The organism is Bacteroidota bacterium, from assembly GCA_040388375.1.
Taxonomy (GTDB): Bacteria; Bacteroidota; Bacteroidia; order UKL13-3; family UKL13-3; genus JAAFJM01.
Genome location: JAZKBU010000020.1, coordinates 17,551 through 44,063, shown reverse-complemented (window position 1 = coordinate 44,063; position 26,513 = coordinate 17,551). Strand labels below are relative to the sequence as shown.

Here is a 26,513-nt window from a genome sequence, read left to right as displayed (position 1 = left end):
GTTAATTTGATATAACAAACAATCCTATGAAAACAACATTACTTCCTTGTTATATTGCTATTATTATTTGTTATGTGCTTTTTAGCAGTTGTGCTTCCAAACAGATAAAGTTGGAAAAGAAACAAGCACGGGCTTATAAAAAAGACCTTAAAGAAATAGACTACCATGCTTCTTTCTTTAACCATGTTATTCAGGTTAATCGCAGGGGACATCCTATCAATCCGTTTACCAAAGACTTTTTTGCTGACCGTGGTTTTATTTTTAAAAAGGTAAGCTATGTAAGGAATAACGATGTATACAAGCTGGCCCATTTAGGAAGAATAACAGGAGCCATTAAAGCTAAGTATCAATTAAATGATGCCGCTAATAAAGATACCGTTAAGCTAATGCTGTACGCACATGGCGGGCTCGCCAGTAAAAAAGGATCACGTACGGAAGCCTATATGAAATACAGGAAAGTATTGGAAACAGACTCATCTGTATTTCCCATATTTATTAACTGGAGCTCAGGTTTATTTTCCAGCTACCTGCAATATGCTACCGTAGTACAAAACGGATATTATGCCAAACCTACTTTATTGAGAGCCTTTAACTTTCCGCTTAACCTGGGTTTAGATCTGGCTAATGCAGTCATCTACTCTCCACGCCTGCTTAGGAAAAATCTTTTCTCCAAGTCAGAAGCTTTTTGGGCTAATAATTCCATCAAAAATGCCAATAGTATTTTAGCCGATAGCAATGCTAATTGTTGCAGAACACGCAAGTGTTGTATACATACCTGTACTAAAGATACCGTATTTTATAAAAGCATCAGGCGCTTTAATGAAGCGTATAATTTCTTTGGTTCGTTTATAAGCATTCCTTTAGGTTCAACAGTGGCTACCTTGGGTAAACCTGCCTGGCAAAACATGAGCCGCAGAACCAAAGTAATGTTCAGGAACAGCGAGCAGTTTAGCTACGATGCCCTTAAACCGCTGATACGACAAGATACTGCGACCATGAAAGGAAAAAAAGCCATTGCCATGACGTTAGAAGAATATAAAAACGTGGACCATTCAGGCCCTACTGCTTTGTTGGTAGAAAGCATTATAGAACTGGCTAAAAAATATCCGAACAGGGTTTTTCAAATATCATTATACGGCCACAGTATGGGCTCTATGGTAATGAATGAATTGCTTAAACACTATGGCGATAAACTACCTGCCAACATATATGTAGACAAAATAGTATATATGGCTGCTGCTTGTAAAATAAGCGATTGGGAAGTAAGTGTGGAGCATTTTTTAAAACACAATAAGCAAACTGATTTTTTTAATATAACACTACATCCTAAACGCGAAAAACAAGAAAAAATGGGCATACCAGTATTGAACTGGTTAGTACCCCCGGGTAGCTTATTGGAATGGGTTGATAAACTATATGAAGACCCACATAGTTTTACCGATAGGACATTGGGTTGTTACGATAATTTTGTGATGTCGTATTCCATTATAGAAAACAGTTTAAGAAACAGGATACATTTAAAAACTTTTCCTTATGCAGAAACCAAACACAAAGACAAACATATTCCTATACGCCATGGCGAAGTAGACGATTACTCTTTTTGGATGCCTCATTATTTATACTAATAAGTATAGAACAAACTAGTAAAGTAAGTCCGGATAGATATAAATCTGTCCGGACTTATTTATTTATACCAGGCTTAAAAAAGAGTATTTATACTACGAAAAAAGGGTATTTATACTCTTGACAGGCCAAAGTGTGGTTTATTACATTTGAATTATAAAAGCAGGTAGAGGAAAATGAAAATAAAACACGGAATATTTAAATTACAGTTGAGGAAAGGGGTATTGATGGGTAACAATAGTAACGAAACTTGTAATGTTTATTTTTCAAGTCATGCAGTTAGAAAAACCATCAGTAAAGACGATGATGAATTCATCGGAACTTATCACGATACTTGGTCCGGAAATAACAATCAATTACAACAAGCTACATTAGAAATATCAAAATACCCTTACATAGATATTTATACACTTGTTTGGGAAAACAATAAAGTCATTTATAGAGGCGTAGCCCAAAAAGAAGGAGATACCTTATATGGCACTTACACCAGTGCATAAGTTTTCTGAGGAAAGTAGTAATGGCAAAAATCTACTGTTAGTAAAATAAATACTACTTCTAACTTATACCTACTCTCAAAAAAAGAGTGTTTTCCCTACGAAAAAAGGGTATTTCTACTCTAGGTTTTAGTCGTGCTATTTCAATATGTTCGTTGCTATTAAATAAACAACAAACCTTATTCAAAATACACCATGCCTAAAAACGAAACTATTCACAGCGTAGCCATATACCCACCGGTGGGTATTGCACGCATAGGAAACTCACAAGAATATTTCTTTGCTTCTGATATACCCGGTACGGTAGAAAAACCTGCAGGAGGATATAAAGACAAAGAAGGTAAAGTAAAAAAACAAGTAGCCCGTTTTCGTATTTATGCTTTTAACGCAGCAGGACAAGTTATTAAAGAACTGACCGCAGCAGAAGCCACTATTGATTGGCGCGTGCATGTAGCCAACGTTAAATCGGCTTGGTATGAGTTTAACAATGCACTTGACTTAACAGGTTATGCCATTGCATCGCAATTCAGGAATGGCGATGTAAGCGGTGATGCAAGAAAAGAACTGGTAATAAACCCCAGTACTAAAAAAATAAGTGGTAAAAACCAAAAAGACAAACCACAATATGCATTAACAGGTGGCAGTTTTTATGGTATACCTGTTCCATTGGGTAAAATAGAAACCGATGCGCAAGGACGCTTATTGTTTTTTGGAGGCGATGGTCATTCTGCATCGTATAACAATGAACCGCCAACTACATTTGCTAATAACGTAGGCTGGCATGACGACACATCAGACGGAACCATAAGGGCTACCGTAACTATTAAAGGTAAAAAGTTTGAAGCAGAACCGGCTATGGTAGCTGTTACACCGCCCAACTTTGCACCCGGCTTGTTTGGTGTTATAACTATGTACGATGTGGTATTGAATTTATTTATTGAACAATTTAACTACCCGGACCCAACAGCTAAAGCAGTTAATTTTTGGGAACATATATACCCCGTATTGGAACGTATGACCAATACACAATGGGTTAATCAAGGTTTCTTTATGTTGTTTGGTAAAAACTCTCCCTCCGACTTTACCAATCCGGAATTGTTAAGCAAACTGGCTGACCCATCTGATGCAGCTAAAGCGGAAAGAATGCGTGTATTTAACTGGTTACGCAACCCCAACAGTACTGAATCAGAGCCTAAAAAAGTACCTCCATTTTATGGTGATGGTTTTGGCGATTATACCAATATAGCTTTAGATAATTTGCCTTTGACAAGCACCCTATACAAATGGTTCGAAAAATGGGCACATGGCGATTTTATAGCTAAAAAAACAAAACCTGTTACTGCCTTTGATGCACTTACACCACAACAACAAATAGATGCTTTAAACGTAGCTCCTTTTGAAGAATGTTTAGGTGGCCCTTTTCATCCCGGTATAGAATTAACCTGGCCTATGCGTAATAAAAGCATGTGGAAAGAAGCATTCCGTTTAAATGTATTACCCGAAGGAGAATTACCAAATTTAAATTATGGCCCTTTGTTAAGTCCGGCTATAGCGCTAGGCCCCAACGGACCTATTTCGGCCAGTGGACCGGGTTCATTAACCCGTTGGTTAGGCGTGCCTTGGCAAACAGATGAAGCCAGTTGCTTATCAGGTTACGACAGTACAACTTATTTGCCATTACCCTCGTTTTGGGCAGCACGAGTACCTAATCAAATATTAAGCGAAGACAGCTATAACCGTATGAGCGATGCCAATGTAAACATAGGCCAGCGCTTAAAACATTTTGATTACAGGCAGGATTGGTTACGCCAGTTCAGCACGCAATACTTAAGCAAAATAAACTCCATGGTAAGTGAGTGGCACGACCTTGGTTTGATAGTAGAACAGGAAACTGTTAACCAGAAAAATGAGTTGCTACCTAACAAGGTATGGAAAGAAACCAAACTGCCTTTTACCACAGTAGATGCAACCATGCAACAAGTACGTTATGCAGAAAGAGTAACTGAAAAAGAAGAAAAATTATTGTTGGCAAGAGGTGGTGTAACTAAAGGTAAGAGAAGACCTTTCTTTGGCAGAGATGAACGTTAAGGAACACGTACCCGTTATAGTTATAGGCGGAGGTCCGGCAGGTATTGCGGCAGCACTTACTTTAAATGCCCGCAATATTCCATGCTTGGTGGTAGATGCCAAAACAGGGCGTTACCACCATTACGGAGAGTGCCTTCCGCCCAATGCTTTGCCTTTGTTTAAACAACTTGGCTTGCAACAGTTATTGGACAATGAAGAACATACTTATTACCTCGGCAACCAATCAGTATGGGGAAATAATAAAGTAGCAGAAAAGCTCTTTTTGTTTCAAAAACATAACCAGGGAGTGTTACTGAACCGGCCTTTATTTGAAGAACAATTACGTGACTTGCTTTTAAAAAGCAAGTCACGTTTATTAACCGGTTATGCATTTCATAATGTTGTATCGCAAGGAGAGAAGTTAAACGTTACGCTTAAATCAAAAACCGAAACACTCCCTATTTCCTGCAATTTTATTATTGATGCTACCGGACGTAAAGCATCGGTATGCAGAAAGCTGGGCAGGCAAAAGGAACAACTGGATCAGTTAGCGGCTCTTCATTTTCAAGTTACACTAAACACAACTATACCTAAATTTGTATATACGGAAAGCATAGAAAATGGTTGGTTTTATGCGGCACCTTTGAGTAAACGTAAGCTATCGGTTATGTTGTTTACCGATATGGATTTACTACCTGAAAAAGACAAGCAACAAGCTTTTATTTGTGATGCTGTTAACAGCTCAACTTTAATTAAGCAGTTATTTAGTAAACCACTTACAAGCGATAAAATAACTAAACTTAAAACACATGCAGCCAATAGTACGCGTATGCAAAAACCTTATGGCGAAAACTGGATTGCTATAGGCGATGCCGCTTACTCCTTTGACCCTATTTCTTCTTATGGTATTACTTCGGCTTTGGCAGCCGGGTATTATGGAGCACATGCATTGGCTGATACCTTGGCTCAGAAGCCTGATGCATTGCAAACTTATCAGTACATTATGGAAAATGCTTTTGTACATTACCATATAAAATTACATGAGCATTATAATGCGGAACAACGCTGGCCCGATAGTTTATTCTGGCAACGTAGGCATCAAGAATAAATAAGGGTGTTTTAATAAAATAGGGTTTATACCAAATTAACTATATTGTTTTTTATAGCATAAATAACCAAGCCCGTTACATTGCGTGAGCCTGTTTTTTGTAGTAAATTATTACGGTGTCCGTTTACTGTTTTTACACTTATAAAAAGTTTATCGGCTATTTCTTCGGCAGTATGTTGCTGACAAACCAATTGCAAAATCTCTTCTTCGCGTTTGGTAATCTGTATATCCATACGCTTGGCTTTTCCCTTTTTACCTAAATTGTTTTGTATGGCTTTTAAAGTAAGCTCATTAATGTATGAGCCCTTTTCATGTGCTGATGTGATGGCATCATATACTTCCTGCGGGTCGCTGTCTTTTACCAAGTAGCCATGTGCTCCTTGCTCTATGAGTTGTACTATAAAATTTTCATCCTTGTGCACCGATAAAATAAGTACTTTTATATCGGGATATTTTTCTAATAAGGCGTTGGTAACATGTAAACCGCTAAACTCTTTGTTACCTAGTGCTGGCAATGATAAATCAACCAACATAACATGCGGAATAATAGTGCTTGCTTCCAGCTTATCAATTACAGAATAACCATCGGCTGCTTCAAAAACCACTTCTATGTTAGGCCATGAGCTTAAAATGGCTTTCATGCCTTCTCTAAACAAAAATTGGTCTTCCACTAATCCTATGTATATTTTGTCTTGCATACTTTTGTGTCTTTGTTATCTATTAACCATTCATCTATACTTTAACTCTTTTTAAGCAACTATAGGAATTTCAATACGGGCATAAAAACCACCTGTTTCTTTATTGCCCATTGTAAAATTACCTCCTAGTGAATTAACTCTCCCCTCCATACTTTTATGTCCTAAGCCGTCAGTTACACCATTGTCAACTATCCCTATTCCATCATCGCTATACTGGCAAGTTATTATATTATTACTACTACTAAATTCTATTTGTATTGTTTTGGCATGTGCATGTTTTAAAGTATTATTAATAAGTTCCATATTTATTCTATACAAACCTATTTTTATGGGCCATACCAATGTTTGCAAATCAGGTGCTGCTATTATTTCTATATTTATTTCGCCTGTTTTATTGGCTTGCGTAGCCATGGCTTCTAATGTTTTTATTAAACCAAATGTTTCCAATTGCAATGGCATTAACTCATGGCTTATTCTGCGCATGGCCGCTATAGCGGTTTCGGTTAAATTACGTACATTTTGTAAAGCGGGTAATAAAGCAATATCTTCTTTATGCAGTTGTTCCAGTTGTACTACATGCATGCGGCTTATAGAAAGTACCGCTCCTAATTCATCATGTATATCTTGTGCTATGCGTTTGCGTTCGGTTTCTAAAACTTGAATGCTTGAACGCAATAATTCTTGTTGATGGATGTTCTTTAGCTCTTCCTGCGCTAATTTTTGGCGATACAAATTTTTACGGAAGTGCTGGTTAAGCATAACCACACCTACGGCAATAATAAAAATAGTGCTCACCAGTGGTAGCAGCGTATTTATAAAATCTAATGCTTGGGTCTGTTCCATAAGCCAACAAAGAAACAAAAATACATGACCATTGAAAAGAAGGAATGAAAGGCCCAAGTATAACGCACTAAAATTTTAGGAAAAGTATCGCTTATAATGGCGCTGAAATAAAATATAAGCAGGCTCGATGAATAATAAATAAACAAGCCTGAATTAATCCAATTCAGGCTTTTTATGGTATGTTTTCGTCTTTCTTTTACAATATCGTTTAACAGCAACATATAGGTTGAAAGCGATAAGATAATAATAAGAATAGCTTCAACTGTTAAAGCATAGGTATTAAACTTATTTGTTTTTTGAATAAACAGGGAGTTGGATAAAGTAAAAAGTAAAAAAACAATAGTTACTATCCATATTAGTTTTGAATGTATAAAGTTATGCAATACCTTTCCATAAAACCAAGCCAGACAAGGAAAACCAACCGCCACATATATATGCAAAAGTAAAAGGTTATTGGCTCCGTAAAACCAGCAGGCCAGTGAAGCAAACTGAATAATACCTGATAAAAAAAGAAAATAGCAAAACACCTTTAACTCATTCCCTAATCTTTTATAATGTACTATAGCATAAACCATAGTAATAAAGATTGGGAGATGAGAAAAGACGATAATGAATTTTGTTAAACTCATTACTAATTACTTGCATTATAAAGCTCACTGGCAAAATCACAAGTGGCAGGGCATGGCGCATTTAAATCCAACACATATCGCCCATTGTCATCTTGTAATATAGTATCTCTTCCAGCACTGTCTGCTGGTGTTACTCCTGTTAATTCTTGCACAGGAACTATCATTAACTTAAATGTACCATGCGAGTTTATACCCAAATACGCACGTACTCTTTTGTATTTACACACGGTAGAATCGCGCATTCCAGCGGGCATTCCCATGGCTTCAAACAAATCAACCGAATGTATGGTAAAAGCTTTAATAGGTACTTGTCCATCAAATTTACTACGACATACTTCACCATAACGTTTTATATAATCTATAGCTGAGTCTAAAGGTAAACGAACAGCGTAACCTTCATAACCAGGAGTATCGGAAGGCTCCTCCATTCCAGTTCCCGAAGTTGTTTTTTCAGTTGATTTGTTTTGACAAGACAACAGTGTAAAAAGGAAAATAACAATTGAAATGCTTAAATAAATGTTTTTCATAATGTATATAATTTAATAGTACATCACAATAATAAATAAACCAAATTACTAAACACCAAACTATAGTACTAAGCTGGTTTAAAACAGATATAAATACTTGGCTAAAAAAACAAAACAGGTATAAATACCTGTTTGTAAAAATTGGTATTTTTTACCTTTTATAACTAATTCATAACTATACACCCTATTTATACCTTACTTTATAGCTACCCTATTTTGTACTCATTACACAGATAAAATAATACAGGACATTAATATTAAGATACTACCCAAACAATCATTTATATCCTTTTTTTAAAATGGGTCTTTATCCTCTTACCTGCCCTCTGGTTATCTCACATCTTTGTCCCATCAAAAAGCTTTTGAAAAAAGTGGAGTCAGAACCCACTTAAAAAAACGAACCTGCCTACAAGGTTTTTTAGTAGGGGCGTAATCTGAAAAGCCTTATGAGTAAGAACAAAACTAAAACATTAAAAACATGAGTACTTTACCCCTTCAAACAATCAACTTGTCAGTTGCTAACCCATCAGCTACTGCTAACTTTTCTATTCCTTTATACCAAGGTGCTGGCTACCGCGCTGATTTTAATACTTGGTCGTTATTAGAAAACGGAGGATTTATTCAATTCAATCTTTCTCTTCCAACCGCTATTCCGGTTGCTTTAACACTAAGTGTATGTGCAGCCTTGGTAAACGGAAGTGCTAACAACCCTATTAGCATTACTGTAAATGGACAAGCATTTGTTAATTCGTACAGTGACCATCAAGCAGATTTTCACAACGTATCATGGGTAATTCCTGCTAACTTATTAGTAGCTGGTAACAATAATATTACGGTAACACTTGACCAATCTGCAACTACTCAACTTTTCATCAATGCAGCAACAGTTGACCAAGCGGTATTAACCACACAAACCATTGATCTTTCAATACCAAATCCATCAGCTACTGCTAACTTCTCTATACCTTTATACCAAGGTGCCGGTTACCGTTCTGATTACCGTACCTGGTCATTATTGGTTAACAATGGGTTTATCCGTTTTCAGGTAGATTTATCATCAGCTGTTGATGTTAACTTTTCAATGGATTTAGCAGCTGCTTTGGTAAATGGTGTAGCTAATTCACCAACAGCAGTAACTGTTAACGGTAAATCGTTTTGGAGCTTAAGCCCTACAAGTGGAGGATTTAGCGAGTTTAGCAATACCATTCCGGCAAAATTATTAACGGCCGGTGCTAACATTATTGAGGTAACATTGGCTAATAATGCAACTGGTCAGTTGTTTATTAACAGCGCTACTGTTACCGGAGGTTAATTAAATAATTAAGCCTGAAACAATACCTGCCGCCCGCTTATAAATTACTTTTATAGGTGGGCGGCTTTTTTATGTCTCACTGAATACGCAAAACCCAAAAAGAGTGTTTCTCCCTTAAAAAAGAGTACTTTTCCCCAAACAATACTCTTGAGTTTTTAATATTCTTGTTTTATAATGCGTAACAATATAATCTATAATAGATAAAACTTTAATAAAACCCTATGAACAACAAAACAAAATCAATTGTAGACCCTGCCGATGTAAAGGACAAAGTAATAGAAGGCGTAAATGCTCTTGCCGCAAAAGGTATTGAAAAAGCACTTAGCTTTTTACCCGCACCCATCCAGGGATTTGCCGGATCTGTATTAACAAAAGGTTTATCTGCCCTTATGGGTGCACTGGGTATTCCGGGTACTGAGGACACGCCAAGCGATACGGATAGAATATTAGCAGAATTGGATAAAATAAAAGAAACCTTAGCAGAACTACGAGGCCAGTTAGATAAGATTCAAAGTGGTATTAATATGTTGGCCAGTCTAATTCAACAAGAATCAGAGCGTATTAACCAAGCTGCAAAATACCGTGATTACAAAAATGCAAAAGACAGAATAGAAACCAAATGGACTATTATATGGGGACATATTACTAGTATTAGTAAATTAAGTACCGCTCAGGGCGATAAAAAGAAACTGGCAGTAGCTGTTAGATTATACCATTCGCAAACAGTGAATTTTGCTAAAGAAATACTAGATGAAATGAAGGCTATGCAAACTGCTACCTTAAAAATGTTTGATGATAGGGAGAGTTTATTTGACAGGATGACTAACATGAGTATTATATCAACCCAGGAAAATATTTTAAACAGGGCAAAGGGTATTTATACTGCAGATGGTATGACTCATCTTAAAAGAGAGTCGCCTGAAATATGGCAGAAATTATTGGATGGACCTTGTGGCCCGGCTATGCAAAACCCTGCAAAATACCCTATGCAAGGTAAACACTTACCTAACTACTGGTATGGCGACAATTGGTTTTCATATATGAGCAAAGTGAAACCTATTATTGATCAGGAAATGAACAATAGTCCTGTCAGTGTATTTTTCTCTGAGATAAATATGATGGCTTCTAAATCGTTGATGATGCTTGCTGTGATTTATGGCGATAATGAAGGGTTAACAGAAGCTGCTAATGCTGTAATTGATGTTGTGAATACTATAAGTACCAATGCTAACAACAATGCCAAAAGATATACTGACACCATGCATGCATGGGTTAGCAATACCGGTAAATGGGTACAGCCTGCCGATAAAAAATACCCGCCTGCACCTGATTTAAATACAATTTTTGGTAACTGGGCAAACCAATTTATAAATACGGGTACTAACGTATCTTTACCGGGAACTTATGTAGTAGAAAACGGTCAATATTACCCTTGCAGCGTTTATTATAATACGCCAAACAGAATAGAATCATCAGAAAAAATATGGAGAAGTGAATATACTCCCGGATTAATGATGTCTTATTACTGCGATGGCAATAAGCTTGCTTTTAAAATGATAAGTTTAAACTTAGGCGAGAATGTGCCAACATGGTTTAAAAAGGCTATGAAGACTAAAGAAATAGCTATAGAGAAAGCCACTAAGTTTATTGATAAGTAAGTTCTCTTATTACATACAACTATAAAAAAGCAACCCAAGTTGGGTTGCTTTTTTTGTTTAATAATACATTTTAATAAAAAATATTTGCTTGTTGCATTTACAATTTGGCTTTGCATAATTATTTAAATACATAAACTTTACACCCATTTAATATTGACTACAAAAAGAGTGTTTCTCCCTAAAAAAAAGAGTACTTTTCCTACTAAAAAAGAGTACTTTCCCTAATGCAATTGTAAAATATGCTATACATATTTGTTGGACACTAAAACATATAAAACAAAACAATTATGGCAACTTATCCTTATTCACAAACCTCAATGCTAGTAAATAGCATCCAGTCAACAACGGTAGTATCAATTATGTCAGGTATGCAAGTAGCAGTTATTACTTTTACTTCTCCTGCTGGTAACTTAGGTTCTATTACACTTTCACCGGTGCAACCAACAGCTACCAATGTAGAGTTTAAAGCCGGCTTACAGTCTTTACAAATTGACCTTATTAGCTTTAGAGCTCAGTTTGGTTTTGATAGCGGACAAGTGACTGCAAATGGTCGTGCAACAGACCAAGACGGCAAAAACGAAACAGCATTTGCTAAGCAAATTGCTACCTGGTCGTAATTAAAACACTTGGGTAATTTTATTTCCTGAGGCAAACACTATTTATGGAATCCAACAAGAAATACTTACACGCCTTTAATAAAGTCCGTTTGGTTTTATTAAAAGTATTGATGGTAACTATTCTTGTTGGTATTCCTATAGTATTAATACCCCAAGAAAGTAATCCAACTGAAAAAAGCGAACCCGCTATTGTTCCAAAAGGATACCAAGGAAAACGTTATTTTGGAGATTTACTTACTCAATACACTATAGACTCAACAGGTAAAATTGTAGTATGCACATTGTATGTATCTACTGTTTTAGTTGGTATAGAATCTTTAACTGCAACCAATCCTATTTATAAATTCGATGTCAAGGCGGGCTTAGGGGCCGCTAATGGCACCTTAACACTCAACCTTACCGACTCTCCTTTAATTTCAAACTTAAAAGGCGACTTTACTTACACCGTTACCGGAAACAATACCAGCTTTAGTTTTAAAGGCGATTTAGTAGGCTGGTACACGCATAACTAACACTCATTATACCTTTTCATTTTCAAGGTGCCAATTGGCAGTTAATACCTTTTTGATTCAATACCTCCATCAGACTTTACCAAGTATAATTTATGGCAACCTTAACTTTTTCAAACAGTGCATCGGGCAATAGTTCATTGTATATTGCTGCAAGCGATAGTAACTGGTGTGCTTACCTATTACAAAAGGATACCAGTGGTCCGGCAGGTGGCACTTTAACTTTAACTGATATACCTAATTACCCCGGCTATATATTATTTGCATTAAATGCCCCAACTATTGACATCACTACTTTTGTAGGTAATGTATATACGTTCCTGGGGCCTATGCAAAACTTTCAATCTGCTTCCGTAGTTTGGTTTAGCAATCCCAATGTAGTACTTACCACAACCAATACTCCTCAACTTATTTTAACAGGTGGAACCAACGGAGTATATACTGTTTTAAGCCAGTTTAATTTTAATTTTGGAAATAATTTTGCAACCCTATTTATAACCAACAACAATGTTTCATTAACCATTGACAGCACCAATAATTGTTTAACCATAAGCGATCAACAAGGCAATACCAATTATACTTTTAAGCCAAACAATCTTTCCTCTTCTTCGCAAATTATGAGCGGGCTTGAAATTCCATTAACAGGAATAGGGCAGGGTCGTATTAGGTTTATTTTAGGTTTTGATGCCGCATCAGATTTTATTGGCTTTAACGTAAGCAACAATTATTGTTTTAATAACAATGCAAACAATGGTGTACTAACAGTAGTAAACTACGCGCTTATAGAAGCAGGTAATTTAAACGATTTAATACAAATGCAGGCTAGTATATATCCCTGCGATTTATTGAATAAGGCCGGAGTAAACTCTTACCTTTCTTTTTTAGGGCAAACGTATAATACTTTTACGCAAAGTAGCAGAACATCTGCCCTGCCTTCTTATTACCTAACCAATTTTGGTTACCCGGTTATTTTGGTTCCTTATACCAATTTTACTGTTTACAATAACTCCATAAACTATCCTACTCAAAATAGTGCTATGTTGGTTTTTAGTGAACAAACACCTGACGACCCACAGGCTACCTGGTACATGGTTCCACAAGGAGCCTTGTCACTTACATTAAGTACAGCCTATCAACAAAATGTTGATGCTAATAACCAAATACAATTAATGTGTGGATTAGGCTCAACAGAAACAGTGAGTTTTACACCACAGTTTATTGACAATAATAATATCATAACGGGCACTGGCGATTGGTTGTATTATAAAACCAATCAAAACGCTTTTGCTCCTCAGTTTCCTATACAAGCTTCTCAAAATGTAGTAGGCAGCAATACTACTCAACAGTGGTTAAATACTAATTATATAACCGCATGGAATGGAGTAGTAATGGCCAATAGCGCAGCTACACCGGTAGTATACCATGCACAGGCACAAGGTGCTGCTTTGTTTGCGCCTGATAAAGATTCAACCTCTCCTTTGTTTACACATTTAACCACAGGTTCGGGTGTTTTATCAGCCGCTAAAGACACTATATTTTTTCCATTGGTACCTTATGGCATTGTAACAGCAACACCAAGTATCAATGTTGACTTTACCTTATTTGAAAAACAAATATTAAATCCCACACGCAAAGCCATTATTACACAAGTAATGAGTGCAGAAAATATTCCTGCCTCGCCTACTACGCTATTAAGTGCACGGGCAATAAGTGGCAATAACATTCCCTCTACCAGTCCGCAAGGATTTTATATTGATGTTAATCCGCAAAATGGAGTATGGGAAACATTGCAATTAGCCAGCAATCAGTTTTTAACGGCAGAGGGTAAACTATCGGAAATATTTAACTTACAGTTTACACCTGCAAGTTCAACCTTACAAAGTGCTTTACAATCCAACCAATTGTTCCTGGTTATTTCATACAATGAAAAACTGAGTGATGGTACTTATGTATTGAGTAATTTTAGCAGTGAAATGGAAATTGCTGAATGGCCATTTTTATTAAATGTACCCACAGAGCAGGTAAATGGTAAATATAAAAACGTACTGATATTTAAATTTTGCTCAGGCAAACTAATTGATAGGGTACAAAACATTCAAGGGTGGAACTCGCCCGACACTTTTAACGATATAAGCAATAACGGCTTGCCCAACTTAAGTATGTGGTTGCAACAATACATACAAAGTGGAATGGATAAATACACTGTGCAAGGTGACAATGACTATGCAAATTTTTATAACATAGCCACTAATGCCGACTGGCATGGTGTAATAGCTTTAGGTGTTGATATTAGTGTACAGGATTTTCCTAAAGAACTGCAAGGCTTATTGGCCGGCATTGATTTAAACAATTTTTATGCGCACCATTTTGGTATTGATATAAGTATAGTAAACAACGTGAACGGAGCAGTAGCTATGCAACCTACCAGCTCTATGTTTGCTTTAATTGATTACGAAGACCCCACTTTTGAAGGCTTCGGAGCAGACCCTGTTGTATACAAAGCAAATGCGCCTATAAATGGTTTGGTTGATTATGACTTTATAGTATTGCAATTAAAAATCGTATTTATCAATAGCAAAATATACAATTACAATAGTTACTTAGCCCTTACGGTTAATAAACTTTTTGGCGAGAAAGTAAATGCCACCAATAGAGATAACTTAATTATACTGACCGGTACTTACGAAAACAACAATGGTGTACCTTCTTATGCATTTACCAATACAGAAGACAATGTATTAAACTTAGTAAACAACAACGTTATAACCGATGTTGAAATTATAAAAACCGCCTTTGTTACTGTAGTACCGCAAAACGATGTAACAAGCAATACCGTTATCTCAAAATTTTCATTCTGGGGCTTTATTAACTATACCAATTTAATTGGCTTTGATCTATTTTCATTTGGGGCAGAACCCGATAGTCCTACAGATAATTTTAGAGGTTTATCGTACTCCAATTTATATATAGACCTTACCTTTCAATTAGAAACACCCACTACCAAAACATTTGTGTTCGACATTGATCAAATGGCTTTTGATATAGGACAAAGTACACCACGTACCAATAGTTTATATGCACACTTTCCTTTACAACTATCAGGTATTACCAGTGGCGACTCAACCAACACACCTACCTCGCAAGGTTATTTAAGTGTAGCCATACCTGACTTACAACAACAGCAAAATGTAAGCGGACAATGGTATGCTTTGGTATTTAATTTAAACATGGGCACACTGGGTTCACTGGCTAGTTCTGCAGGTTTTACTTCTACCTTTATGATGGCTTGGGGCGTAGGTGCAACAGGCGCATGGGCAGGTGTAAAACTACCCGGTGTAAACCCTCAAGCACCTTCGTTTAGCTTACAAGGTGTATTGAAATTAAACATTGGTTCCATTATGCTTCAAAAAGCAACCGGTACTACCGGAACTGCCTACCTCATGAAAATAAACAATATTGCTTTAGAAGTATTCAGTCTTTCATTCCCTCCCGGAGGAAATATATGTTTTATGCTATTTGGCAACCCGGCTACCGATGCAAAACCCGAAAGTTTAGGCTGGTATGGATCGTACGTAAAAAGTTAAAACAAAAAATTAAGTTATTTATCTTAAACCTTATCACTATGCCATTGAATACAATACCCGAACAACCTTTAGTTGAATCAATACAAACACTTTTAGATAATGTAGCCGATATATTTACGGAAAGTTTGCAGCAACAACAAACACTCATCAGCAACTTTCTGCAGCTTGAAGAGAATAGAATAATCAGGGTATTTGTAGCTGATTCTCCGGGTATGGGGCATCAGTCAAACACCGTATTAATTATGTCGCGCCTTATACAGTTAGGTTTTAACCAAAACTACGATGTTGTTTATGCCGTAGGCGAGGCAGACAACCTGACTGCCGATAAGTTAATCAAGCTAATACCCGGATTTGTTCCCAACGCTAATGGTACACCTGTAAACGTAGCTTTGAATGCCAGCACAACAGCATCAATGATTCCTTTATCCTATTTCAAAGCCCATGCAGCAGACTATCCTTTGCTTAATTTTGGTTTTACCGGGGGGTTTGACAGCAACGCTACAAACTTAGCTAACAAGCCTTACCCTGATGACCCGAATGCAAAGGGTGTGAATGTTAATTTGTTTTTAAAGCTTCAGCCTTACCAATGGGCTCAGGAGAATGCAATACAACAACAGGACCTGCCGGCAAGAGAAAATATACTAAACGTTGCTGCTTTGGGCGGACTCACTTATGGAAGAAAAAGAGGCTACTTTATTAATGCCCCAGCAGCTCCTACACAGGCCAGTTTTGTAGCTCCCAATCAAAATAAATATACGCCATACCAAAAAATTATAGCTGCTTGTACCAGTGCAGAAAATCCCATAAACCTGTTACCTGTATATGGAATAGGAGGAAGTGATGTTACAGGGGCAACCAATGCAAACCCTGCAGTACTTTCTCAAAATGTATTATTTGACCTTATAACCGCTGTAAGATATACACAACGTTTTTCTACACTGGCTAATTTACAGCGTGGAGCCATTATTGTAAATATTGCCGACATCCCGGCTGCCAGCTATACCGCACTCAATACCTTATTAAGCGGTGCAGCAGCAGACTTGCCAAACCTGAATGCGATTGTAACACAATTACCTGCCATACAGGGCGACATAGCAGCCAATCATGTAGAGGTAATTAATTATGACAATGCTGACCTTGATGCAAAAATTGCGGCATTACAGGGAGCCGGTGGTGCTAACAAAATATTGGTAATAAAAATGGGCGGCCTACCTATAAGCGCATTTGATTATATGTATGCCTGTAGCTCGCTGCCAAGCTTATTAGAAGGGAAAGCCACTGCCAACCTTGTGCTCAATTTAAATAAGCCTTACTTAAACTTATTAAAAGATGCAGGCATTGTTTATCCTACTTTGCCATTAAGCGCTCCTAATGGCCCCACAGCTACCAGATGCAATAATGCTGTATTAGGATTCAAAGATTCAACAGCAACTATCAACGCCAGCCTTGGAGATGCATTTATTTTAAATCCTCCTTCTCCGGGGCTCCAGGCAACCCCCATTTATACCATTGCTTCCTTAACCATTGATGCTTACAAGGCTGCTGATGCTGCAGGTTCTCTCAGACCCTATTTTACCGACTTATACAATTTCTTTCAAAATCAGCAGCAAGACAAACTATTCTTAGGGCTTCTGTATTTCTTAAGTTTCGTAAATAATCTTGATGGCCAATAATTATATAATAAACCTATGAACGCATTACAATTACAACAATTATATACCGGCTTACAACAACAGGTAAATACCCAACAACAATTATTTTTTGTTAATGCCACGGCTGCCCTTAACCTGCCTGTTACCTCAAGTGCATACAAGCAATTCGTACCCGATAACCAGCTAGTGATTAACAACGTAGTTATTGCTATGCCTGATGAAAACAGCATATTAATAACCGGCAGCACCAATTCATTTGGAATACCCAACTGCGATTGTTCAGTCAACTTTTATATAAACAGCCAGATTCTCAACTCTACATTTAACATTATGCTTTCCAACCAGATGTTATCGCTTCCCGGAGTTGATTGGTTTTCCATTGGTGCCCCGTTTTATAACATTTCAGTAGCAGAAGCACAAGTACCGGTAGTTGGTTTATTAGGCGGTAGTATTGATACCGCAGTAAAACTACAGGTAACAATGGGTTATCCCGTTACCAATAATACCTGGTTATTTCAAGGCGCTTTTCTTGAACCATATCCAAGCATTTCAAACTTTTACCAGTTAGTAGGAGGTGTTAACCTTACTACTGCATTGCCACAACCTTTCAGCACCTTAACCACACTTGGCCTTAAAACCATTGATATTAGCTATAATTCAGCCGGAGGCAATGTAGAATACATTGCGGTTGATATTAGCACACCATCTGATTATATATGGCAAATTTTACCCGGTGTAGCTGTTACCGGTATTGATATTAATTCCCTGGTTGCAGGTTTTGGAACACCCGGAGGTATTAATACTGAATTTACTATTACAGGTAATTTTACCATAGGGCCTGCAGGCTCCAATAACATACAGGTAGTTGCACACGTTCCTGTTTTTACAGCCAGTGTACAACTTATTGATGGCACCATACAGTTAGGCGATTTACTTACCATGTTCTGGAGCGGGACGAGTATTGACCTGCAATCGGAAATAACTGTTTTAAATATAGAAATAGACCCTAACGCTAAAAACTATATACTCAATTGCGCTATAGTTACCAACTGGGTTTTCTTTACTATAACAAGCCCCGACTTAAGTTTTACTATGACCGGACTGAGTTTGGATGTTAGCAGCCAACAAGGTGTAACCACAGGAAAAATAGCAGGTTCGTTTCACATAGGCCCAAGTACTCCGGACACAGGGGTTGACTTAAATATATCAGCCGCTTATGATGGAAGTGCGTGGATTTTCAATGCAAGTACCGGAACTGATCAAACCATTTCGTTAGGCGATATTGCTACTACTTTCTTACAAGCATTTGGCATGGGTATAAATACCATTCCAAGTTGGGTAACCAATAACTTACCTAATATAAGCAATGTAAGCTTTACCGATACTTTGCCTGACGATACAAGTAAATCATCCATATATGAAGTACAAGGTGATGTTGACTGGCATTTGCAATACAGCTCTTTCGACTTAAGGTTAAGTGCCAATGTAGATATTACCTTTGCCGATGGTAAAACATCGGGTACCATTACCGGTACAGCCGATGCACGCCAGATGCTTGGATTAACTTTTATAGTGGGTTATAAATTTGGCACTGCTGATACCGTAGTATATTTAAATCTACCTGAATTTGCCAGTACCATTACCTATACAAGCAATGCCAAAAACGATATTATAGACATTAAGTTTGATAAGATTTCGTTAGGCGAATTAATAAGCACCTTTGTTGGAGTTTTCAGCCCGGGCTTTACTTTACCTGCACCATGGAATTTATTAAACAGCATTGATTTATCGGGATTTGAATTTACCTATACCCGTTATAAAGACTCTGCTCAAAGTAGTATTGTAGCCACCATTCCAATCAATGTTGATTTAGGATTTATCAATATAAAAGGCATTAAAATAACCAAAGAAGATTCTGTTACAGGCAGTGGCGTGTACATGTATTTTGACGGAACATTCTTAGGCTTACCAATTGAAAGCGACTCTCCTTTACAAAAAGATGGCAAAGGTAGCGATGCCACCAAAATGCCACCGGTACCGGGTATGGGTAGTGAGTTTTTCGACTTAAAATTATTAGCAATGGGTCAGCATGTTTCCATGTACGAGACCGCTAGTTTAGACTCTGTAGATGCGGCCATAATAGCCTTAAACAATGCCTTTACATCTTCGTCCGATGAAAACTCGACAGATGTACCCGTACCTGCAGCAACAGGCACCACCAAACCCGGCACACTCGTATTTGACCAAAACAGTAATTGGCTTATTGGTACTGATTTTACGGTAGCCAAATTTTACCGTATAGCTGCAGTATTTAACGACCCTAACATGTATGGTTTATTGGTAGGCGTTAACCCCGATGCAAAAGCATTTGCCGGTTTACAATTTGAAATTTTATACAAAAAAATAAACGACTCCATAGGTATGTATCAGCTAGACTTACAAGTACCTGATGCATGGCGACACATGGAGTTTGGAGAAGTATCTATCACACTACCTATAATTGGTATAAAAATTTATACCAATGGTAACTTTTATTTAGACTTTGGTTTCCCGGCCAGCATAACCGATTTCTCTCGTTCATTCTCTATACAAGTATTTCCTTTTGTGGGTTACGGTGGGTTTTATTTTGGTTACTTAAGTGGCGCCACTTCAACCAATGTACCTACTACAACTTGTGGAGTATTTAACCCTGTTATAGAGTTTGGTTTAGGACTTTCATTAGGCGTAGGTAAAACCATTGATGAAGGTATATTAAAGGCAGGACTTTCATTAACAGCCGTTGGTATTTTTCAAGGCGTATTAGGTTTTTTCAGTGCCAATCCCACTTTAAACAGCCACGATGAAACCTATTATAAAATACAAGGAACATTTGGTTTAACAGGCCATATATATGGCGAAATTAATTTTGCTATTATATCAGCCCGACTTGATATTATGGCCTATGCTTACATTACCATGGTAATAGAAAGTTATATGCCAATACCTATAACTTTTGAAGCAGGTGTTTCCGTAAAGCTTACCATTAAAATAAACTTGGGTTTATTCTCAATTAAAGTATCATTGCATTTTAGTGCTACTATACGCGCATCATTTACCATTGGTAATGATACTTCGGCTAGTGCTCCGTGGAACTTATGTCCAGCTAAAACCGTAACAAAAACCGCAGCAAGAAAAGTGGCTGCAATGAGCACCCCAAGAATAATGATGGCTACAAACGATACTATAACTTTAAAATGGCAACCCATTCAACCGGCTACACAAGTACCATTAGATTTGTTGTTTTTTCCGCAACTAACCGTATCAGGCGAAGCAGGTGCATCAGGACCTCAATACGAAGCCATGCTATACATCAGGACAGATGCAGCAGATAATAGTCTTTCCGCTTTAACCGAAGGTGTATTGTACTGGGCTATCAATGCGTTGATTGGTAACACTACTGACAATACCGGTTTAAACTGGCTTCAAAATCAAACCATAACAGCAGCACAAATAAGTACCCTGCTTTGCTATTTTAACACACGACCAAACCATGAGGCTCCGTTTAACTATACAAACGCTGCACATGATGATATAAAAACTTTCTTCAGCAATTACTTTAAACTAAACATCAGTGCAGTTGATGCTACACAAAGTGGTACCATGGATGCCGCTGTTTTTCCTGTAATACCCGAATTAATTTTAAATACCAGCCTGAATGGTATCGCAGGTACTCCGGTTAATTTTGCAACAAACACACCGACAGGTACACAAAATTATATCAGCGATATAACAGCCATACTCGCATCAAGCGGTGTTGACTACCAATCAGGCATTACGGCTGAGTATTATGATAACACAGATCGCAGCAATGTAATTGACCCGACATACGAACAACAACCAAACCTGTCGTTCCCTACATTCATGTTTACCGACTTTGTTGCTTTATTGGCCAAACAGGCATTACAGGCAGCATTGGATTATTTAAATACACAAAACAGTGCATCAGCTAAAGTGAGTGATGTAGTGAGCAATGCAGTAACTGCAAGTGTTCAAGGAATAGCCGGCATGGCTTCACGCTTTATGTTACATGGTTTACGCTTACCTCCACCACCCAATGCAGCTGTTGGAACTACACAACCATTGTACTTGTTAACCGGCCAGCAAATAGCTATTCCAACCTTGAAGAAAGGCGACAAATATTCAGTGTTGTTACAAAACCCAAATGTAAGCTGGATTAACATGGTTGCTTCAACCAACAATACATTGACCATTACTATTGATGATAGTGAGATACAACATATAAACGATGTAGCAGGTACCAACTTTACACCAACCTTAACGCAAGGGCCTAGTGCACTTATTAATTACAATGATACTCCTCAAACATTTTCATTAGGTAGCCCAGCTTTATGGCAATACCCAGGCGATTATTATACAGGCGTTAGCAATGAACCTGTATTGTGGAAATTACCTTCTAACTTAACAACTATTTTTGCAGAAAATGGCAACTGGCTTTTTGATGTTAAAACACTAACAACAACCGATAGTGGAACTACCAAAGCAACAGTAAAAAACTATACTTGGGGTACCATCGTTAATTTTTCATTGCAAAAAATAACAGCCGTTAACGGACAAATAACTCCACTATCAAACAACATGTATAACTTGGTAGGAGCTGATGATGCAGGTACTGTTTACCTACAAGAGTTACTTACTTATTTGAATACAAACAATGATAGCGATGGCACAAAAACCATTCAGCAAATTCAAATATTGTATCAACCTGACCCTACGCAAAATTCAGCAGGTGGTTATGTTTCAGATGCCAATGGTGATTTTAAAACAGCCATTGTACAAGCCAACCTATCAACAGAAACCAATCCGGTAGCATTGATGGCTATGGACTTTATGGCACTTGATACACCTCCGGCAAGAAACTACAATACACTGAACAGTGCCGGAGATTTTATTAAACTATTATGGGAATGCAGCATAGTACGCAGCGGTGGTTTTTATTTTTACTATAACAACAGCGAGAACAAAGGACTACCTGATACTTTATTTGCAGGCAATGGAATGGCTAACCTTACATTGGTTATTACCTACGATAATTTAATTACCAATCCTTTTGTAAACGGTGTGGTTATTGGCGATACTATTGATACTTCAAACACATCCGTATTTGTTCAATCGCCTGACGATGCTCCGGCAGCACAACAATATACAACACGTGTAGCTACCTTATTACCGGGCAATGTAGGTTACCAGGTTTCGCGTCAAAATCCAGGCGATTATACGCCAACACAACCAATACCTACTCCGGCAGAAAATAAAGTATACTTAGAAACACAATTCAACCTGATTGGTTTATCAGTTCCGGCTATACCGGCTTTTATAAGCCTTACACCGGCCGGCCCAGTAGACTCAATGGATGAAGAAGCTATTGCCAATACAAAAGCAGGCAATACTGCTGCCAATGATGATGTGGAATATTGGAATTACAATGCAGTTGTACCATACTACAAATATGTACAACCCGTAGGTACTGATCCTTTATACCCTAATCCATACGCAGGTATAGGCACAAACGTACAAATGGTACTTAACTGGCAAGACATGTTTGGAAACATTCCTCCGGCAAGTACAACACCATTAAGTGCTTCTATGCAGTTGTTATATGCTGATGCCATTATTGCACTTAGCCAATGGCCTTCAGTATCTGCATCGTATTTATTTAAATTAAATGGCAGCAATCCAAACATTAACTTAAACTTTAATTTCAATACCGTACGTTACCAAGGCACAGGAGCAGAAAACAATGCGCAAATAGACTTGATTACATACATGAATATCTATTATCAGCTTAACAGCAACGATATGGTTATTCATTATACAACAACGGTAGAAGATAAAATAGTTGGAGCTATTACCACACCAACTGAACATACCATTGCCAATAGCGATTTGTTAACCAACTTTATCAATCCTATTATTACTTACCTCAAAGCAATAGCTGCCGGACAACAGCCAGCTGCTATAGCAACATATACTATCAGTGATACTATAACAACCACTAACTTAACTACACTGCCCGAAATTTCATTGGTTTTAACCAGTTTAACCATGCAGCGTGTAGCTAACTTAGATCCTAATTTTGCCACCGTAGCAGGTGTAGCTTTAGCCAATACCGTTATACAACCACTATCAGAAAACACACTAAACAGTATGCTTGCGCTTACTTACTTTGCACAAGAGTTTGAAAAAGCATTCATAAACCAACCAAATACCGGCATAGTACTAAAAGCAGCTACCGGGGCTAACCTAACCAAAGGCAATAGCGATACGACAGCCACTGCTCCAATTTGGATGGTACGTTTTGATACTACAGGGGCTAATGGTCTTAAGTTTGGATTCAATAACCAGCAAATGTATTACTTTGCTCCTATTCCATTGGCAACAAGTTTACAATCGTTCTCTGCTAAAGTAAGTACTTATCAGCAAGGTAAAGCCTTTGTTCCAACCAGTGGTGTTAATAAAAATTTCACCAGTATTGATATGGATAGTTGGGGTCAGCAGTTCCTACAAGCCGTTGATAAATTTTTAAGTCCAACCTATGCAGTACCTGCATTTTTATTAACTGCCGAAAATGTATTTGCTACCGACCCTGATTATTTACAATTAGTATTAGATGCCAAACAAAATTTAGCAGAAGCCATTGAAGGAACCATTGATTTTATTATTGACCCATGTAACGGACAAACCTCACCTCCGTGCGTAGCAAAAAACCCGGCTAATATTGGCAATGCACAAGACAAATGGAAACAACAAATATTAATACAACTGGCCAATGCTTACCGTTATGTAGCATCAGTGCAAACAACAGCAAGCATTAGTTCATCATATCAGGGAGTTAATAATGAGCCGCCACAGGCACCATACGTTCCTTCATTATATGGAAAAATGTTAGGCCAGGATCCAAGTGTAGCAGGCTCAGACATTGTACCTAAATCAACCGAGTACTCACTGTCAACAGCCAAGGTTCCAACTGCCAATGGTAACTCATGGCTCACCTATATGTTTGAAGCAAAAGATGCAGCCGAAGGACGTAGTTTCTCTTTTGGCGACATGCAATACAAAGTAAGCCACTTAGAGTTTGATATAACACAAATACCTGACTTAGCAGACTACTTAGCATCATCGTGGTTAACCTTTATTGTTCCGCTTGATGGTGAAATAGCAGACAAACCAAGCCCGCTTACCAATATGAGCGATGTAGGTTTAACTACTATACCTATACCGTTGCGTGCATACCCAACACCACCTTCTATTACTGCACAAAACTTTGATTATCCTGTTAATGACCCAACACAGCCCATACCAATTACCATTGGCGAAGCACGTACATGGGAATACTACTATACCTACCAAAACAGCTCAGCCGCGCAAGATACCATAGTAACAGAAATACAGTTTAACGTAACGGCAGAAAACCAAACTTTTTATGCCAATGCCAACACAGACAACTTACCTTTATACCAAGCGCTTGCCCAATTTATAAGCAATTATCCGGCCATTAGTGTTGATTTTGATAATTGCCTGGCCATGCTAACGCCTGCCACTTTAAATGCATCTTCACCATTGGCTATTAATGCACGTTACGCCATGCTTGCCTTTATTGATTTAGTGAATGATGTAGCTACACAATGGAAACAAACAAATCAGGTAAACCCTAGAACGCCTATTTTAAAATCAGCTCCTGCTGACACTCCCGCACCTCCATTTACTTTGGCCTATACCATTACCGAAAGTGCACAGGATACAACAGAATACTTGGTAATAACCATTGTTGCAAGCGATGCTCAATCAGATGCTGCCGACATAAAAGTAACAATAGATGGTTATACAAACGAAGCAGTAAAAGGCACACCACATGCTTACCTTTATTATCAATTAGACAACTCAGGCAACAAAGTGTACTTGCTATACGAAAAGAGGAACATTGTGGCTGCAAGAACAGTTGTAATAAATGGCCTTGATATTTTAAGTGCGCAAAATGCTTGGAGCAGTGTAGCTGTAATACGCAACGAAGAGTTATTGCAAAACCATGATGGAACCTGGCAAACAACCAATCCGTTGTTTATATACCAAACACCATTGGTTATGTTTTACAATAAATTAATTCCATTGTTAAACACCAACAAAACTATAGACATAGCGACCATTGGAACAACTACCTATCCGGTTCAACCAACACGTACATTAAATACACAATTACTTGCTTTATTTGATGCATTAACAGAAAACATAAATAGTGCCGTTACCCAATACACTATAAAAATGCAGTGTGATTATACATACGTAATACCGGGAACAACTTTCACGGTAGACTTACCGGTGCTCTTAATTACACCAACCGAACTTAATGTTGCTGACCACGGAAAAACCATTGCTGATATGTTAACCACGGCTATAAACGGGTGGATAACAAACAACAGTCCGTTACAAAATGAAGGTGCGTATACTTTTACATTAACCGCCTATTCTATAACTGATAGTTTTGTACCTATTTTACAAATACCTCTTACTTTAGCGTTAAGTGCTATAGCCACATCATAATTAACTTACAAAAACAAAAGCCGTTTACCTATAAATACACTTTATAAGTAAGCGGCTTTTTTAATTTATGTGCTGTCCAAAATTTATTTCATTTTAATAACCTCTTAAAAAAAGAGTGTTTTCCCTACATAAAAAGAGTGTTTCTACTATTGTATTTGAATATGGTTTTTTATTTCTTGTGCGCAATAAAAATCAGGTTAATCTAAAACCTTCCCAACCACTCCACTATAGCTATGGTAAAACAATTTTTATTATTTACAGCCATATTTATAAGTTATGCCTTACAAGCACAGTAGCTACCCTTTATGCAGGTTTAAGTGGAGTGGTTGGAAAAAAGGTGATGTAGACGTTGAAATACCTACCCAAATAATAGTTGACATCAAGAATTGAAAAAAGAATTTGTAAGGCGTAGCATACTGAAATATTAATACCTGAAGCTATGCTTTTTATAAGGCTACTATAAAATTTTCTTTAATAGCTAAAGTAAAGCGCACTCTATTATTCATAACCTTTTCCATATACATTTCATGCACCCATTTTAAAAAAGAGCAGCATCCAACTTGTTCTTATTTTATGTGTTTTTTATACTACTCTTTT

Annotated in this window: 15 protein-coding genes; 11 read left to right on the top strand and 4 right to left on the bottom strand. The window is 37.5% G+C overall.

Going from position 1 to position 26,513, the window contains the following annotated elements:
- Positions 1-26 precede the first annotated feature (26 nt).
- From V4538_17165 to V4538_17150, 4 genes are all read left to right on the top strand, one after another.
- Positions 27-1,625: a hypothetical protein gene (locus V4538_17165; protein MES2382780.1), complete on the top strand. Its 1,599-nt coding sequence runs from the start codon at positions 27-29 to the stop codon at positions 1,623-1,625.
- 174 nt (positions 1,626-1,799) lie between these two features.
- Complete coding sequence (locus V4538_17160) at positions 1,800-2,120, top strand: hypothetical protein (GenBank protein ID MES2382779.1); 321 nt, start codon at positions 1,800-1,802, stop codon at positions 2,118-2,120.
- Between the two features lie 192 nt (positions 2,121-2,312).
- Positions 2,313-4,205, top strand: a complete 1,893-nt coding sequence (locus V4538_17155) for a LodA/GoxA family CTQ-dependent oxidase (protein MES2382778.1) — start codon at positions 2,313-2,315, stop codon at positions 4,203-4,205.
- The gene (locus V4538_17150; protein ID MES2382777.1) at positions 4,195-5,292 is read left to right on the top strand and encodes an FAD-dependent monooxygenase; all 1,098 of its coding nucleotides are present in this window, start codon (positions 4,195-4,197) and stop codon (positions 5,290-5,292) included. Before V4538_17155 ends, V4538_17150 begins: the two co-directional genes overlap by 11 nt.
- 26 nt (positions 5,293-5,318) lie before the next feature.
- Here the strand turns inward: V4538_17150 and V4538_17145 are convergent, their stop codons facing one another.
- The 4 genes from V4538_17145 to V4538_17130 are packed head-to-tail and all read right to left on the bottom strand — an operon-like array spanning position 5,319 to position 7,989.
- Positions 5,319-5,990: a response regulator transcription factor gene (locus tag V4538_17145; GenBank protein MES2382776.1), complete on the bottom strand. Its 672-nt coding sequence runs from the start codon at positions 5,988-5,990 to the stop codon at positions 5,319-5,321.
- A 51-nt stretch (positions 5,991-6,041) separates the two neighbouring features.
- Positions 6,042-6,833, bottom strand: coding sequence for a histidine kinase (locus tag V4538_17140; protein ID MES2382775.1), 792 nt, complete (start codon positions 6,831-6,833; stop codon positions 6,042-6,044).
- Entirely contained in the window at positions 6,812-7,408 is a 597-nt protein-coding gene (locus tag V4538_17135) for a hypothetical protein (protein MES2382774.1), read from the bottom strand. The genes V4538_17140 and V4538_17135 overlap by 22 nt, the downstream gene beginning before the upstream one ends.
- A 56-nt stretch (positions 7,409-7,464) precedes the next feature.
- Positions 7,465-7,989 (bottom strand): hypothetical protein, encoded by a 525-nt coding sequence (locus tag V4538_17130; GenBank protein ID MES2382773.1) that lies wholly within the window; start codon positions 7,987-7,989, stop codon positions 7,465-7,467.
- 478 nt (positions 7,990-8,467) lie between these two features.
- On the opposite strand from V4538_17130, the gene V4538_17125 reads away from it, so the two are divergent.
- From V4538_17125 to V4538_17095, 7 genes are all read left to right on the top strand, one after another.
- On the top strand, positions 8,468-9,301 hold the full coding sequence (locus tag V4538_17125; protein ID MES2382772.1) for a hypothetical protein: 834 nt from the start codon (positions 8,468-8,470) through the stop codon (positions 9,299-9,301).
- Between the two features lie 221 nt (positions 9,302-9,522).
- Entirely contained in the window at positions 9,523-10,959 is a 1,437-nt protein-coding gene (locus V4538_17120; protein MES2382771.1) for a hypothetical protein, read from the top strand.
- A 287-nt stretch (positions 10,960-11,246) separates the two neighbouring features.
- Positions 11,247-11,576, top strand: a complete 330-nt coding sequence (locus V4538_17115; GenBank protein ID MES2382770.1) for a hypothetical protein — start codon at positions 11,247-11,249, stop codon at positions 11,574-11,576.
- A gap of 44 nt (positions 11,577-11,620) precedes the next feature.
- Complete coding sequence (locus tag V4538_17110; GenBank protein MES2382769.1) at positions 11,621-12,088, top strand: hypothetical protein; 468 nt, start codon at positions 11,621-11,623, stop codon at positions 12,086-12,088.
- 92 nt (positions 12,089-12,180) lie between these two features.
- Complete coding sequence (locus V4538_17105) at positions 12,181-15,669, top strand: hypothetical protein (protein ID MES2382768.1); 3,489 nt, start codon at positions 12,181-12,183, stop codon at positions 15,667-15,669.
- A gap of 38 nt (positions 15,670-15,707) precedes the next feature.
- Positions 15,708-17,342, top strand: coding sequence for a hypothetical protein (locus V4538_17100; protein MES2382767.1), 1,635 nt, complete (start codon positions 15,708-15,710; stop codon positions 17,340-17,342).
- A gap of 15 nt (positions 17,343-17,357) precedes the next feature.
- Entirely contained in the window at positions 17,358-25,916 is an 8,559-nt protein-coding gene (locus tag V4538_17095) for a hypothetical protein (protein MES2382766.1), read from the top strand.
- Positions 25,917-26,513: the final 597 nt, after the last annotated feature.